Annotated in this window: 12 protein-coding genes; 10 read left to right on the top strand and 2 right to left on the bottom strand. The window is 70.6% G+C overall.

The window, feature by feature from the left end:
• Positions 1-8 precede the first annotated feature (8 nt).
• The 4 genes from mptB to AC5Y4Z_RS01610 all read left to right on the top strand — a co-directional run bounded on the left by mptB (position 9) and on the right by AC5Y4Z_RS01610 (position 4,480).
• Positions 9-1,715 carry a polyprenol phosphomannose-dependent alpha 1,6 mannosyltransferase MptB gene (mptB, locus tag AC5Y4Z_RS01625; protein ID WP_499960481.1) on the top strand — a complete coding sequence of 569 codons (1,707 nt, stop codon included), beginning with the start codon at positions 9-11 and terminating at the stop codon, positions 1,713-1,715.
• A complete protein-coding gene (locus AC5Y4Z_RS01620; RefSeq protein WP_499960480.1) occupies positions 1,712-2,653 on the top strand; it encodes an ABC transporter ATP-binding protein in 942 nt (313 codons plus the stop codon). The genes mptB and AC5Y4Z_RS01620 overlap by 4 nt, the downstream gene beginning before the upstream one ends.
• A complete protein-coding gene (locus tag AC5Y4Z_RS01615) occupies positions 2,650-3,426 on the top strand; it encodes an ABC transporter permease (protein ID WP_499960479.1) in 777 nt (258 codons plus the stop codon). Before AC5Y4Z_RS01620 ends, AC5Y4Z_RS01615 begins: the two co-directional genes overlap by 4 nt.
• Before the next feature lie 109 nt (positions 3,427-3,535).
• On the top strand, positions 3,536-4,480 hold the full coding sequence (locus AC5Y4Z_RS01610) for a COX15/CtaA family protein (RefSeq protein ID WP_499960478.1): 945 nt from the start codon (positions 3,536-3,538) through the stop codon (positions 4,478-4,480).
• Here the strand turns inward: AC5Y4Z_RS01610 and AC5Y4Z_RS01605 are convergent.
• Entirely contained in the window at positions 4,430-5,065 is a 636-nt protein-coding gene (locus AC5Y4Z_RS01605) for a DcsG N-terminal domain-containing protein (RefSeq protein WP_499960477.1), read from the bottom strand. The genes AC5Y4Z_RS01610 and AC5Y4Z_RS01605 overlap by 51 nt on opposite strands.
• Positions 5,066-5,085: 20 nt before the next feature.
• Here AC5Y4Z_RS01605 and AC5Y4Z_RS01600 point away from each other — a divergent pair, with 20 nt between their 5' ends.
• On the top strand, positions 5,086-6,060 hold the full coding sequence (locus tag AC5Y4Z_RS01600) for a quinone oxidoreductase family protein (protein WP_499960476.1): 975 nt from the start codon (positions 5,086-5,088) through the stop codon (positions 6,058-6,060).
• On the opposite strand, the gene AC5Y4Z_RS01595 is transcribed toward AC5Y4Z_RS01600, so the two are convergent.
• Complete coding sequence (locus AC5Y4Z_RS01595) at positions 6,057-6,986, bottom strand: heme o synthase (RefSeq protein ID WP_499960475.1); 930 nt, start codon at positions 6,984-6,986, stop codon at positions 6,057-6,059. The genes AC5Y4Z_RS01600 and AC5Y4Z_RS01595 overlap by 4 nt on opposite strands.
• A 257-nt stretch (positions 6,987-7,243) precedes the next feature.
• Between AC5Y4Z_RS01595 and tkt the strand changes: the two genes are divergently transcribed.
• From tkt to pgl, 5 genes are read left to right on the top strand one after another with little or no spacing between them, the layout of a single operon-like run.
• Positions 7,244-9,334 carry a transketolase gene (gene tkt / locus AC5Y4Z_RS01590; protein WP_499960474.1) on the top strand — a complete coding sequence of 697 codons (2,091 nt, stop codon included), beginning with the start codon at positions 7,244-7,246 and terminating at the stop codon, positions 9,332-9,334.
• 15 nt (positions 9,335-9,349) lie between these two features.
• Positions 9,350-10,471, top strand: a complete 1,122-nt coding sequence (tal, locus tag AC5Y4Z_RS01585; RefSeq protein WP_499960473.1) for a transaldolase — start codon at positions 9,350-9,352, stop codon at positions 10,469-10,471.
• Positions 10,468-12,012 (top strand): glucose-6-phosphate dehydrogenase, encoded by a 1,545-nt coding sequence (gene zwf, locus AC5Y4Z_RS01580; protein WP_499960472.1) that lies wholly within the window; start codon positions 10,468-10,470, stop codon positions 12,010-12,012. Before tal ends, zwf begins: the two co-directional genes overlap by 4 nt.
• Complete coding sequence (gene opcA, locus AC5Y4Z_RS01575) at positions 12,009-12,920, top strand: glucose-6-phosphate dehydrogenase assembly protein OpcA (RefSeq protein WP_499960471.1); 912 nt, start codon at positions 12,009-12,011, stop codon at positions 12,918-12,920. Before zwf ends, opcA begins: the two co-directional genes overlap by 4 nt.
• Positions 12,917-13,654 (top strand): 6-phosphogluconolactonase, encoded by a 738-nt coding sequence (gene pgl / locus AC5Y4Z_RS01570; RefSeq protein WP_499960470.1) that lies wholly within the window; start codon positions 12,917-12,919, stop codon positions 13,652-13,654. The genes opcA and pgl overlap by 4 nt, the downstream gene beginning before the upstream one ends.
• Positions 13,655-13,658 lie beyond the last annotated feature (4 nt).

Raw genomic sequence — 13,658 nt, 5'->3', positions numbered from 1 at the left:
TGCTGAAGATGTCAGCCCGCCAGCACACGCTGAGCTCGTCGATCGCCAGCCTGCACGGCGACGAGCAAGCGGTGGGTTCGCCGCTGAACGATACCGAGCTGACCGCGCTGCAGCGCACCCGGCTGTTCGGTGCGACCGGAACCGTCGTGATGGCGATCGGCGCGCTGGGGGCCGGCGCCCGCCCCGTCGTGCAGGACCCCACCTTCGGGGTCCGGCTGCTCAACCTCCCGTCGCGCATCCAGACCGTCTCGCTGACGATGACGACGACCGGCGCGGTCATGATGGCGCTGGCCTGGCTGATGCTCGGCCGCTTCGCGCTGGGCAATCGGCGCATGTCGCGCGGCGACCTGGACCGCACCCTGCTTTTGTGGGTGCTGCCGCTGCTCATCGCGCCGCCGATGTACAGCAAGGACGTCTACTCCTACCTGGCCCAGAGCCAGATCTCGCTGGAGGGCCTCGACCCCTACCGGGTCGGCCCGGCCTCCGGGCTGGGCCTGTCCCACGTGTTCACGCTGTCCGTGCCCACCCTGTGGCGGGAGACGCCGGCGCCCTACGGCCCGTTGTTCCTGTGGATCGGCCGCGGAATCTCGGCCCTGACCGGGGAAAACATCGTCGCCGCGGTGCTCTGTCACCGGATCGTGGTGCTGATCGGCGTCGGCCTGATCGTTTGGGCCACCCCGCGGCTGGCGCGGCGCTGCGGCGTCGCCGAGGTCAGCGCGCTGTGGCTGGGGGCGGCCAACCCGCTGCTGATCATGCACCTGGTCGCCGGCGTCCACAACGAGGCGCTGATGCTCGGGCTGATGCTGGCCGGCGCCGAGTTCGCGCTGCGCGGCATCGAGGCGCCGCGGCTGTGGCCGGCGTCGTGGCGGCCCGGGCCGGACTGGGGACCGTTGGGCATGCTGCTCGCCGGCGCCATCCTGATCACGCTGTCGTCGCAGGTGAAGCTGCCGTCGCTGCTGGCACTGGGGTTCGTCACGGTCGCGCTGGCCTACCGCTGCGGCGGCAACATGCGGGCGCTGCTGCTGGCGGGCGGCGCGATGACGGCGTTGTCGCTGGCGGTGATGGCGCTCGTCGGCTGGGCCAGCGGGCTCGGGTTCGGCTGGATCTACACGCTGGGCACCGCCAACGTGGTGCGCAGCTGGATGTCGCCGCCGACGCTGCTGGCCCTGGGCACCGGGCAGGTGGGCATCCTGCTGGGGCTGGGGGATCACACCACCGCGGTGCTGGGCCTCACGCGTGGCATCGGCGTGCTGATCATCACGGTGATGGTGGCCTGGCTGCTGGTGGCGGTCTTCCGCGGCCGGCTGCACCCGATCGGCGGCCTGGGCGTCGCGCTGGGCGTCACCGTGCTGCTGTTTCCCGTCGTGCAGCCCTGGTACCTGCTGTGGGCGATCATCCCGCTGGCGGCCTGGGCGACGCGCACCGGCTTCCGGGTGGCGGCGATCCTCATCACCCTGATCGTCGGGATCTTCGGCCCGACGGCCAACGGCGACCGCTTCGCGCTGTTCCAGATCGTGGACGCCACGCTGGCCAGCAGCGTCGTCGTGCTGGCGCTCATCGCCGTCACCTACACCCGCCTGCCGTGGCGACGTCTGCCCAACGGGCAGCGCGAACCGGAGGCCCCGGCGGTTCCCGACACCGTGCCGGACGCCGGGGCGCCACGGGCCACCCCTTCTTCCGAGGCCGCGCCCGACGCCTACGCTGACTCCACGTGACCTCGGCCCCCCACGCCCCCGACGCGGTCGTCCGGCTGCGCGGGGTGACCAAGCGATACGGGCAAACCACCGCGGTCTCCGAGCTCGATCTGGACGTGCGCGCCGCCGAGGTGCTGGCCCTGCTCGGACCCAACGGCGCGGGCAAGACCACGACGGTCGAGATGTGCGAGGGATTCGTGCGCCCCGACGCCGGCACCATCGAGGTGCTCGGCCTGGACCCGATCGCCGACAACGCGCGCCTGCGCTCACGCATCGGGGTGATGCTGCAGGGCGGCGGCGGCTATCCCGCGGCCCGCGCGGGCGAGATGCTCGACCTGGTGGCGGCCTACGCCGCCGACCCGCTGGACCCGGCGTGGCTGCTGGACACCCTGGGGCTGACCGACGCCGCCCGCACCACCTACCGGCGGCTGTCCGGCGGGCAGCAGCAGCGGCTCGCGCTCGCCTGCGCGCTGGTGGGGCGCCCCGAGCTGGTGTTCCTCGACGAGCCCACCGCGGGCATGGACGCCCACGCCCGGCTGCTGGTCTGGGAACTGATCGACGCGCTGCGCCGCGACGGCGTGACGGTGCTGCTGACCACCCACCAACTCAAGGAGGCCGAGGAGCTCGCCGACCGGATCGTCATCATCGACCACGGCGTGACGGTGGCCTCGGGCACGCCGACGGAACTGATGCGCTCGGGCGCCAAGGACCAGCTGCGGTTCACCGCGCCGCCCCGCCTGGACCTGTCCCTGTTGACCTCCGCCCTGCCCGAGGAGTACAAGGCCAGCGAGGTGACGCCGGGCGAGTACCTGGTCGAGGGCCCGGTCGACCCGCAGGTGCTGGCGACCGTCACCGCGTGGTGCGCGCGCATCGACGTGCTGGCCACCGACATGCGCGTCGAGCAACGCAGCCTCGAGGACGTCTTCCTCGACCTGACCGGCAGGAAGTTGCGACCATGAGCGAATCCCCCTTTCCCGCTGGGACTTTCACCCCCGATCCGCGGCCCAGCCCGGTGTCGCGGATGCTCGCGGCGCAGTTCGGCCTGGAGCTCAAGCTGCTGCTGCGCAACGGCGAGCAACTGCTGCTGACCATGTTCATCCCGATCACCCTGCTGGTCGGGCTGACTCTGCTTCCGTTCGGCGAATTCGGCCGGCACCGCGCGGCGGTGTTCACGCCCGTCATCATGGCCCTGGCCGTCATCTCGACCGCGTTCACCGGGCAGGCGATCGCGGTCGCCTTTGACCGCCGCTACGGGGCGTTGAAGCGGCTCGGGGCCACCCCGCTGCCGGTGTGGGGCATCATCGCCGGCAAGTCGCTGGCGGTGGTCACGGTCGTGTTCCTGCAGGCAATCCTGTTGGGCGCCATCGGGTTTGCGCTCGGCTGGCGACCCGCCCCCGCGGCGCTGGCGCTGGGCGCGGCGGTCATTGCGCTGGGCACCGCGGGCTTCACCGCCCTCGGCCTGCTGCTCGGCGGGACGCTGCGGGCCGAGATCGTGCTCGCGGTGGCCAACCTGATGTGGTTCGTCTTCGCCGGGCTCGGCGCGCTGACCCTGGAAACTTCGATGATCCCCACGGCGGTCAAGTGGGCGGCCCGACTCACCCCCTCGGGCGCGCTCACCGAGGCGCTGTCGCAGGCGATGACGCTGTCGGTGGACTGGTTCGGGGTCATCGTCTTGGCGGTGTGGGGCGCGCTGGCGGCGCTGGCCGCGCGGCGCTGGTTCCGCTTCACCTGAGCCTCGTTGAGTCTGCGTCCAGGGCGGAAAAGTTCGAGTAGGACGCGCGCTCAGCGCAGAGTCAACGCCCATGTCTACTACGCACGGTAGTTATCGCTACGATCGGGCGATGCGTGTGCGACGGTGGCTGGACCTGCTCCCCGACCCCAGCCCGCGCGCCCAGCGGGCGATCGCCGCGCTCGTCATCCTCACCCAGGGCGGCATCGCCGTCACCGGCGCGATCGTGCGCGTCACCGCGTCGGGCCTCGGGTGCCCCACCTGGCCGCAGTGCTTTCCGGGCAGCTTCGTCCCGGTGGCCCATGCCGAGGTGCCGCGGATCCACCAGGCCGTCGAGTTCGGCAACCGGATGGTCACCTTCGCGGTGGTGATCGCCGCGGCGCTGGCCGTGCTGGCCGTGACCCGGGCGCGGCGGCGCACCGAGGTCCTCGTCTACGCGTGGTTGATGCCGGCGTCGACGGTGGTGCAGGCGGTGATCGGCGGCGTCACCGTGCGCACGGGGCTGCTGTGGTGGACGGTGGCCGTCCACCTGCTGACGTCGATGGCGATGGTGTGGCTGTCGGTGCTGCTCTTCGTCAAGGTCGGCGAGCCGGATGATGGGGTCGTGCGGGAGCGGGTGGCCCGCCCCCTGCGCGTGCTCACCGCGCTGACCGGGCTGAACCTGGCGGCCGTGCTGGTGACCGGGACCCTGGTCACCGCCGCGGGCCCGCACGCCGGTGACCGCAGCCCCAGCCGCACGGTCCCTCGGCTCAAGGTCGAGATCACCACGCTGGTGCACGCGCATTCGTCGCTGCTGGTCTTTTACCTGGCCCTGCTGGTCGGGCTGGGCTTCGGGCTGCTGGCGGTGCGCGCGGCCCGGGCCGTCCTGCTGCGGCTGGGCGTCCTGCTCGCCTTGGTCTGCGCGCAGGCCGCCGTCGGCGTCGCACAGTACTACACCGGGGTGCCCGCCGCCCTGGTCGCGGTGCACGTCGCCGGGGCGGCGGCGTGCACGGCGGCCACCGCGGCGCTATGGGCGTCGATGCGAGAGCGGGCCCAACCCGAGGCGCTCGAGGGTTGACTCCACGCCCAGCGCGAATTCGCGCTGGGCGCGCGCACGGGTCTCGGCGTCGAGATGCGACCAGCCCAGCGACGGCGCGACGAGGTCGAGGGCCACGAGCCGGTCCCCCGCCACGTCGGCGCGCGCGTAGAGCAAGTCACGCGGGGCGATGCCGGCGCGCTCGGCGGCCGCCGCGAGCGCCGCGTGGCCGAGCTCCCACGCCTCGAACTCCGGCTCGACCGGCCACGAGTGCGACGGCTCCCCTCCCAGGAAGACCAGCGCCGCCTCCGGCCCGCCCCCCGGTCGGACGGGCACGCCGGCGGCGTCGAGGTCGCGCAGGTATTGCTCGTCGAGATTCCAGGCGACCGCGTCGGGCGGGTTGAGCAGGTGCTGGACGCGTTTGCTCCAGGCCGCGAACTCCTCGACCGCGGGGGCGGCGCGCAGGATCACCAGGTGCGCGCGGGCGGTGAGCGGATCGTCCCAGGGCACCCAGCGGGCGTGCAGGCCGCGCCGCCGCAGGGCGGGCACCAGCCCAGCATCGTCGGGGTGGCGCTCACCCGCCAGCACGATACGCGGATGGAAGACGTCCGGCCGGGCCAGCTTCATGCCCGGGCATGATATCCCCCATGCACGCAATCGAAGTCAGCGAAACCGGCGGCCCCGAGGTCCTGCGCTACGTGGAGACGGCCCGGCCCGAGCCCGGCCCGGGCCAGGTGCTGATCGAGGCCGAGGCGATCGGTGTGAACTACATCGACACCTACTTCCGCTCGGGCAGTTACCCGCGCGAGCTGCCGTTCGTCATCGGCCTCGAATCGTGCGGCACCGTCGCCGCTACCGGCGACGGCGTCGAGGGCTTCGGCGTGGGCGACCGCGTCGTCAGCGCCTCGGCCAACGGCGGCTACGCCGAATTCGCCACCGCCCCGGCCGCTTTGACCGCGAGGGTGCCCGACGGGGTGTCGTCGGAGGTGGCCGCCTCGGTGCTGCTGAAGGGGCTGACCGCGCACTACCTGCTCAAATCCGTCTATCCGGTGCGCGACGGCGACACCGTGCTGGTGCACGCCGGCGCCGGCGGCGTCGGGCTGATCCTGACCCAGTGGGCGAAAACCCTTGGCGTCCGGGTGATCACCACGGTCTCCACCCCGGAGAAGGAGCGGATGTCCAGGGCCGCCGGCGCCGACGAGGTGCTCCCCTACCCCGACGACGCCGCGGAGTTCGGCGCGAGGATTCGCGGGCTGACCGACGGGGCCGGCGTGGCCGCGGTGTACGACGGCGTCGGCGCCACCACGTTCGACGCCAGCCTCGCCAGCCTGGCCATGCGCGGCACGCTGGCGCTGTTCGGCGCGGCCAGCGGGCCCGTCCCGCCGTTCGATCCGCAGCGCCTCAACGCCGCCGGGTCGGTGTTTCTGACCCGCCCGTCGCTGGCGCACTTCGTGCGCACCGCCGACGAGTTCGGCTGGCGGGCAACCGAATTGTTCGACGCGATCGCCGGCGGGGCCATCACCGTCGAGGTCGGCGGCCGCTACCCGCTGTCCGAGGCGGCCCGGGCGCACGAGGACCTGCAGGGCCGCAAGACCACGGGCTCGATCGTGCTGCTGCCTTAAGCGAACAGGTGCGGCAGCGCGATCACCGAGTCGATCGCCAAGGCACAGAACACCACCGCCAGGTAGTTGTTCGACTGCAGGAACAGCCGCAACGGCTTGACCGGCTCACCGGCGCGCACGCCGGCGTAGAGCTGGTGGGCCATCGCCAGGAACCACACCCCGGCGACCAGCGCGACCGCCGCGTACAGCCAGCCGGTGGCCAGCGCCAGCGCCAGCGTCGCGAGCACGGTCAGCCACGTGTAGATCAGGATCTGCTTGGTGACCTGACGCTCGGTCGCCACCGCGGGCAGCATCGGGACACCGGCGGCCCGGTAGTCGTCCTTGTAGCGCATCGCCAACGCCCAGGTGTGCGGCGGCGTCCAGAAGAAGATGATCGCGAACATCACCAGCGCCGGCCAGCCGATCGTGTCGGTGACGGCCGACCAGCCGATCATCACCGGCATGCAGCCGGCCGCGCCGCCCCACACCACGTTCTGTGACGTGCGTCGCTTGAGCAGCAGCGTGTAGACGAACACGTAGAACGCGATGGTGGCGATCGCCAGCAGCCCCGACAGCAGGTTCGTCGTCCACCACAGCCAGAAGAACGACCCCACGCTGAGCACCAGGCCCAGCACCAACGCGTTGCGCGTCGGCACCGCGGCCCGGGCCAGCGGCCGGCGCGCGGTGCGCTTCATCACCTTGTCGATGTCGGCGTCGGCCACGCAGTTGAGCGTGTTGGCGCCGCCGGCGGCCAGCATGCCGCCGATCAGCGTGTTGGCGATCAGCAGCGGGTTCACCGTGCCGCGGTGGGCCAGCAGCATGGCGGGTATCGCGGTGACCAGCAGCAGCTCGATGACCCGCGGCTTGGTCAGCGCCAGGTACGCCAAGACCGTGCCGTGTACTCGGCTCGGTATCCGGCCCGGCGCGACGCGCCCGCGAACGCTCACGCAATAACTCCTCGGGGTCGCAGCAGCGCGCAGCATCTACTACGCACGATGGTAGACCGCCCGGGGGCGGTGGCCAGCCCTCAGGGTCCCTTCCGCCGGAATTCCACCGGATGGCCGGACTGATTGCGGGGCCCACGCGTCCGGCGCGTAATTTTTTCACACGGCCGGCCGTGGGTATCCCAGACTCTGCGCTGTAAGAGCCGGCGCTCCCGCATTAGGGTGAGCAATATCAGCTTGATGACCCAAGGACCGAGGCTGTGACCACACTCGAAGAGATCTCCACGCTGACCGAACCGCACCTGCCCGACGACTGGACCGAGATCGATTCGGCCGCGGTCGACACGATCCGGGTGCTGGCCGCCGACGCCGTCCAAAAGGTCGGCAACGGCCATCCCGGGACGGCGATGAGCCTGGCCCCCCTGGCCTACACGCTGTTTCAGCGCGTCATGCGCCACGACCCCAGCGACACCTACTGGCTGGGCCGCGACCGGTTCGTGCTGTCGTGCGGGCACAGCAGCCTGACGCTGTACCTGCAGCTGTACCTGGGCGGGTTCGGGCTGGAGCTCTCCGACATCGAGTCGCTGCGCACCTGGGGATCCAAGACGCCCGGGCACCCGGAGTTCCGGCACACCAAGGGCGTTGAGATCACGACCGGCCCGCTGGGCCAGGGGCTGGCGTCTTCCGTCGGCATGGCGATGGCGTCACGCTACGAGCGCGGGCTGTTCGACCCGGACGCCGAGCCCGGAACCAGCCCGTTCGACCACTTCATCTTCGTGATCGCCTCCGACGGCGACATCGAGGAGGGCGTGACGTCGGAGGCGTCCTCGCTGGCGGCCGTGCAGCAGCTGGGCAACCTCATCGTCTTCTACGACCACAACCAGATCTCCATCGAGGACGACACCAACATCGCCCTGTGCGAGGACACCGCCGCGCGCTACGAGGCCTACGGCTGGCACGTGCAGAAGGTGGAGGGCGGCGAGAACGTCGTCGCAATCCTCGACGCCATCGCCAACGCCAAGGCCGTCACCGACCGGCCGTCGTTCATCGAGCTGCGCACGATCATCGGCTACCCGGCGCCCAACCTGATGAACACCGGCAAGGCGCACGGCGCGGCGCTGGGCGACGACGAGGTCGCCGCGGTCAAGAAGATCCTCGGGTTCGATCCCGACAAGAATTTCGCGGTGCGCGACGACGTCATCGCGCACACCCGCAAGCTCATCGACCGCGGCAAGGAAGCCCACGAGAAGTGGCAGACCGAGTTCGACGCGTGGGGGCAACGCGAACCCGAACGCAAGGCGCTGCTGGACCGGTTGACCGCCGAGAAGCTGCCCGACGGCTGGGACGCCGACATCCCGCGCTGGGAGCCCGGGTCCAAGGAGCTGGCCACCCGCGCCGCGTCGGGCAAGGTGCTCAGCGCGGTGGGGCCCAAACTGCCCGAGCTGTGGGGCGGTTCGGCCGACCTGGCGGGCAGCAACAACACCACCATGGACGAGGTGGATTCCTTTGGCCCGCCGTCGATTTCGACGAAGGACTACACCGCGGGCTGGTACGGGCGAACGCTGCATTTCGGGGTGCGCGAGCACGCCATGGGCGCCATCCTGTCCGGCATCGTGCTGCACGGCCCCACCCGGGCCTACGGCGGCACGTTTTTGCAGTTCTCCGACTACATGCGCCCGGCGGTGCGGCTGGCGTCGCTGATGGACATCGACACCATCTACGTGTGGACGCACGACTCGATCGGGCTCGGCGAAGACGGCCCCACCCACCAGCCCATCGAGCACCTCGCGGCGCTGCGCGCGATCCCCAAGCTGTCGGTGGTGCGCCCGGCCGACGCCAACGAGACGGCGTACGCCTGGCGCACGATCCTGGCCCGCGGCAACGGCAGTGGCCCGGTCGGGCTGATCCTGACCCGCCAGGGCGTGCCGGTGCTCGAGGGGACCGACTTCGAGGGCGTGCAGCGGGGCGGGTACATCCTCGGCGACGACGGCGGGGACGAGCCAGACGTGGTGCTGATCGGCACCGGATCCGAGGTGCAGCTCGCCGTCGAGGCGCAGAAGTTGTTGGCGGCCCGCGACATTGTGGCGCGGGTGGTGTCGATGCCGTGCGTGGAATGGTTCGAGTCCCAGTCCGAGGAGTACCGCGATTCCGTGCTGCCGCCGTCGGTGTCGGCGCGGGTGGCCGTCGAGGCGGGCGTCGCGCAGTGCTGGCACAAGCTCGTCGGCGACACCGGCAGGATCGTGTCGATCGAGCATTACGGCGAATCCGCCGACTACAAGACGCTGTTCCGTGAGTTCGGTTTCACCGCCGAAGCCGTCGCCGCCGCCGCGGAACAGGTCGTCGACAACTAAGAGAGGGTGATTCACATGGCCGGTCAGAACCCTAGGCTTGCGGCGCTGTCCGCCGCGGGGGTATCCGTTTGGCTGGACGACTTGTCGCGGGAGCGGCTGCAGTCGGGCAACTTGCAGGAGTTGATCGACACCAAAAGCGTTGTCGGCGTGACCACCAACCCGTCGATCTTCCAGAAGGCGTTTGCCGAGGGCGACGCCTACGACGGGCAGATCGCCGAGCTGGCCGAGCGCGGCGCCGACGTCGACGCCACGGTGCGCACCGTCACCACCGACGACGTGCGCAACGCGTGCGACGTGCTGGCGCGTGAATGGGAGGCCTCCGACGGCGTCGATGGCCGGGTGTCCATCGAGGTCGACCCGCGGTTGGCGGCCGAGACCGACAAGACCATCGCGCAGGCCGTCGAGTTGTGGAAGATCGTCGACCGGCCGAACCTGTTCATCAAGATCCCGGCGACCAAGGCGGGCATCCCGGCGATCACCGCCGTTCTGGCGGAAGGGATTTCGGTCAACGTCACGCTGATTTTCTCGGTGGAGCGCCACCGCCAGGTGATGGACGCCTACCTCGCCGGGCTGGAGAAGGCCCGCGAGGCCGGACACGACTTGTCCAAGATCCATTCGGTGGCGTCGTTCTTCGTGTCCCGGGTGGACACCGAGGTCGACAAGCGGCTGGAGAAGATCGGCTCCGACGACGCGCAGGCGCTGCGCGGCAGGGCCGGTGTCGCCAACGCCCGGCTGGCGTACGCGGCCTACCAGGAGGTCTTCGAGGGCGGCGACCGCTATGCGGCGCTGAAGTCCGACGGGGCGCGCGTGCAGCGCCCGCTGTGGGCGTCCACCGGCGTCAAGAACCCTGACTACCCCGACACCCTCTACGTCACCGAGCTGGTCGCGCCGAACACGGTGAACACCATGCCGGAGAAGACGATTGACGCGGTCGCCGACCACGGCGACATCACCGGTGACACGGTCAGCGGCGCGGCCTCAGCCGCCCAGGAGGTGTTCGACAAGCTGGCCGGGGTCGGGGTCGATTTGACCGACGTCTTCGTCGTGCTGGAGAAAGAGGGCGTGGAAAAGTTCGTGGAGTCGTGGACCGAGCTGCTGGAGGAGACGCAAAAGCAGCTGGGCTCCAGCTCCAAATGAGCCCGGCTCGCTCAGCGACGCAATGGCGTAACCCGTTACGGGACAAGCAGGACAAGCGGCTGCCGAGGATCGCCGGGCCGTGCGGCATGGTGATCTTCGGCGTCACCGGCGACCTGGCCCGCAAGAAGGTGATGCCGGCGATCTACGACCTGGCCAACCGCGGCCTGCTGCCGCCCACCTTCTCCCTGGTCGGTTTCGCCCGCCGCGACTGGCAGACCCAGGACTTCCGCAAGGTGGTCTACCAGGCCGTCAAGGAACACTGCCGCACGCCGTTCCGCGAGGAGAACTGGGAGCGGCTGGCCGAGGGATTCCGTTTCGTGCCGGGCGCTTTCGACGACGACGAGGCGTTCGCCCGGCTCGCCGAGACGCTGGAGAAGCTGGACGCCGAGCGCGGCACCGGCGGCAATCACGCGTTCTATCTGGCGATTCCGCCCAAGTCGTTCCCGGTGGTGTGCGAGCAGCTGCACAAGTCCGGCCTGGCCCGCCCGCAGGGCGACCGGTGGAGCCGGGTGGTCATCGAAAAACCGTTCGGCCACGACCTGGAAAGCGCTCAGGCGCTGAACAAGTCGGTCAACGCCGTCTTCCCGGAGGAGGCCGTCTTCCGGATCGACCACTACCTGGGCAAGGAGACGGTGCGCAACATCCTGGCGCTGCGCTTCGCCAACCAGTTGTTCGACCCGATCTGGAACTCCCACTACGTCGACCACGTCCAGATCACCATGGCCGAGGACATCGGGCTGGGCGGGCGGGCCGGCTATTACGACGGCATCGGCGCCGCCCGCGACGTCATCCAGAACCATCTCATGCAGCTGCTGGCGCTGACCGCGATGGAGGAGCCGGTCAGCTTCAATCCCGCGGCGCTGCAGACCGAGAAGATCAAGGTGCTGTCGGCCACGCAGCTGGCCGAGCCGCTCGACGAGACCACCAGCCGGGGCCAGTACACCGCCGGCTGGCAGGGCGGCGAGAAGGTCGTCGGGCTGCTCGACGAGGAGGGGTTCGCCAAGGACTCCACCACCGAGACCTTCGCGGCCATCACGCTCGAGGTCGACACCCGCCGCTGGGCGGGCGTGCCGTTCTACCTGCGCAGCGGAAAACGCCTGGGCCGCAGGGTGACCGAGATCGCGCTGGTCTTCAAGCGGGCCCCGCACCTGCCGTTCGACGCCACCATGACCGACGAGCTGGGCGCCAACGCCATGGTCATCCGCGTCCAGCCGGACGAGGGCACCACCCTGCGGTTCGGCTCCAAGGTGCCCGGCACCGCGATGGAGGTCCGCGACGTCAACATGGACTTCTCCTACGGCTCGGCGTTCGCCGAGGAGTCGCCGGAGGCCTACGAGGCGCTCATCCTCGACGTGCTGCTGGGCGAGCCGTCCCTGTTTCCGGTCAACGCGGAGGTCGAATTGGCTTGGGAGATCCTCGATCCGGTGCTGGAAAACTGGGCGGCGCACGGCAAGCCCGACCCGTACGAGGCCGGCACCTGGGGCCCGGACTCGGCGTTCGAGATGCTGCGCCGCACGGGGCGGGAATGGCGGCGGCCATGATTGTCGACCTGCCCGACACCACCACCACCGCTATCAACAAGAAGCTCGACGAGCTGCGCGAGAAGATCGGCGCCGTCACGATGGGGCGGGTGCTGACGCTGCTCATCGCGCCGGACAGCGAGGAGGTCCTGGAGGAATCCCTCAAGGCCGCCAACGACGCCAGCCACGAGCACCCCAGCCGGATCATCGTCACGATGCGCGGCAACCCGTACGCCGACGAACCGCGCCTGGACGCGCAACTGCGCGCAGGCGGCGACTCCGGCGCCGGCGAGGTGGTGATCCTGACTTTGTCCGGGGCGCTGGCCGGCCACGCCGCCAGCGTGGTCATCCCCTTCCTGCTGCCCGACATTCCCGTCGTGGCGTGGTGGCCCGACATCGCCCCCGACAAGCCCGCCCAGGATCCGTTGGGCAAGTTGGCAATCCGGCGCATCACCGACGCCACCAATGGCCTCGACCCGCTGTCGGCGATCAAGAGCCGCCTGCCCGGATACACCGCCGGCGACACCGACCTGTGCTGGTCACGCATCACCTACTGGCGGGCGCTGCTCACCTCGGCCGTCGACCAGCCGCCGCACGAACCGATCGAGTCGGCGCTGGTGTCCGGGCTGAAGACCGAGCCGGCCCTCGACATCCTGGCGGGCTGGCTGGCCAGCCGCATCGACGGCCCCGTGCGCCGCGCCGTCGGCGAGCTCAAAGTGGAGCTGGTCCGCCCGAGCGAGACCATCGCGCTGAGCCGGCCCCAGGAAGGCCGCACCGCCACCCTGAGCCGCACCGCCAAGCCCGACGCGCTGGTTCCGTTGGCGCGCAGGGAAACCGGCGAGTGCCTGGCCGAGGACCTGCGCCGGCTGGACGCCGACGAAATCTACCGGACAGCGCTCGAAGGCATCGAGAAGGTGGAGTACGTATGAGCCCAATCGTCGAAGTTTTCCCCGACGGCGACGCCCTGGTCGAGGCCGCGGGCACCCGCCTGGTCGAAACGATCCGGTCCGCCGTGGCGGCGCGCGGGCGAGCGCTGATCGTGCTCACCGGCGGCGGCAACGGCATCGGGCTGCTGCGCTACCTCGCCGACCAACCCGTCGACTGGGCACGCGTGCATCTGTTCTGGGGCGACGAACGCTACGTGCCCGAGGACGACGACGAGCGCAACGACAAACAAGCGCGCGAGGCGCTGCTCGATCACGTCGACATCCCGAGCAGCCAGGTGCATCCGATGCCCGCCAGCGACGGCGAGTTCGGCGCGGACCTGGCTGCCGCGGCGCTGGCCTACGAGCAGCTGCTGGCCGCCAACGCCGAACCCGGCCAGCCGGTGCCGAGTTTCGACGTCCACCTGCTGGGCATGGGGCCGGAGGGCCACATCAACTCGCTGTTCCCCGACACCCCCGCGGTGCGGGAGACGGCGCGCATGGTGGTCGCCGTCGACGACTCCCCCAAGCCGCCGCCGCAGCGAATCACGTTGACCATCCCCGCGATTCGCTACTCCCGCGAGGTGTGGCTGTTGGTGTCCGGGGCGGGCAAGGCCGACGCGGCGGCCGCCGCCATCCACGGCGCCGCGCCCGCGTCGGCGCCGGCCGCCGGGGCCGTCGGCCTGGAGACCACGCTGTGGCTGCTCGACGAAGCGGCCGCATCCAAGCTCCCGCACTGACCTC

It is taken from the genome of Mycobacterium sp. NGS63, from assembly GCF_059812295.1.
Note: the sequence above shows the minus strand (reverse complement) of the source record. Positions and strands in the feature narration are given on the sequence as shown.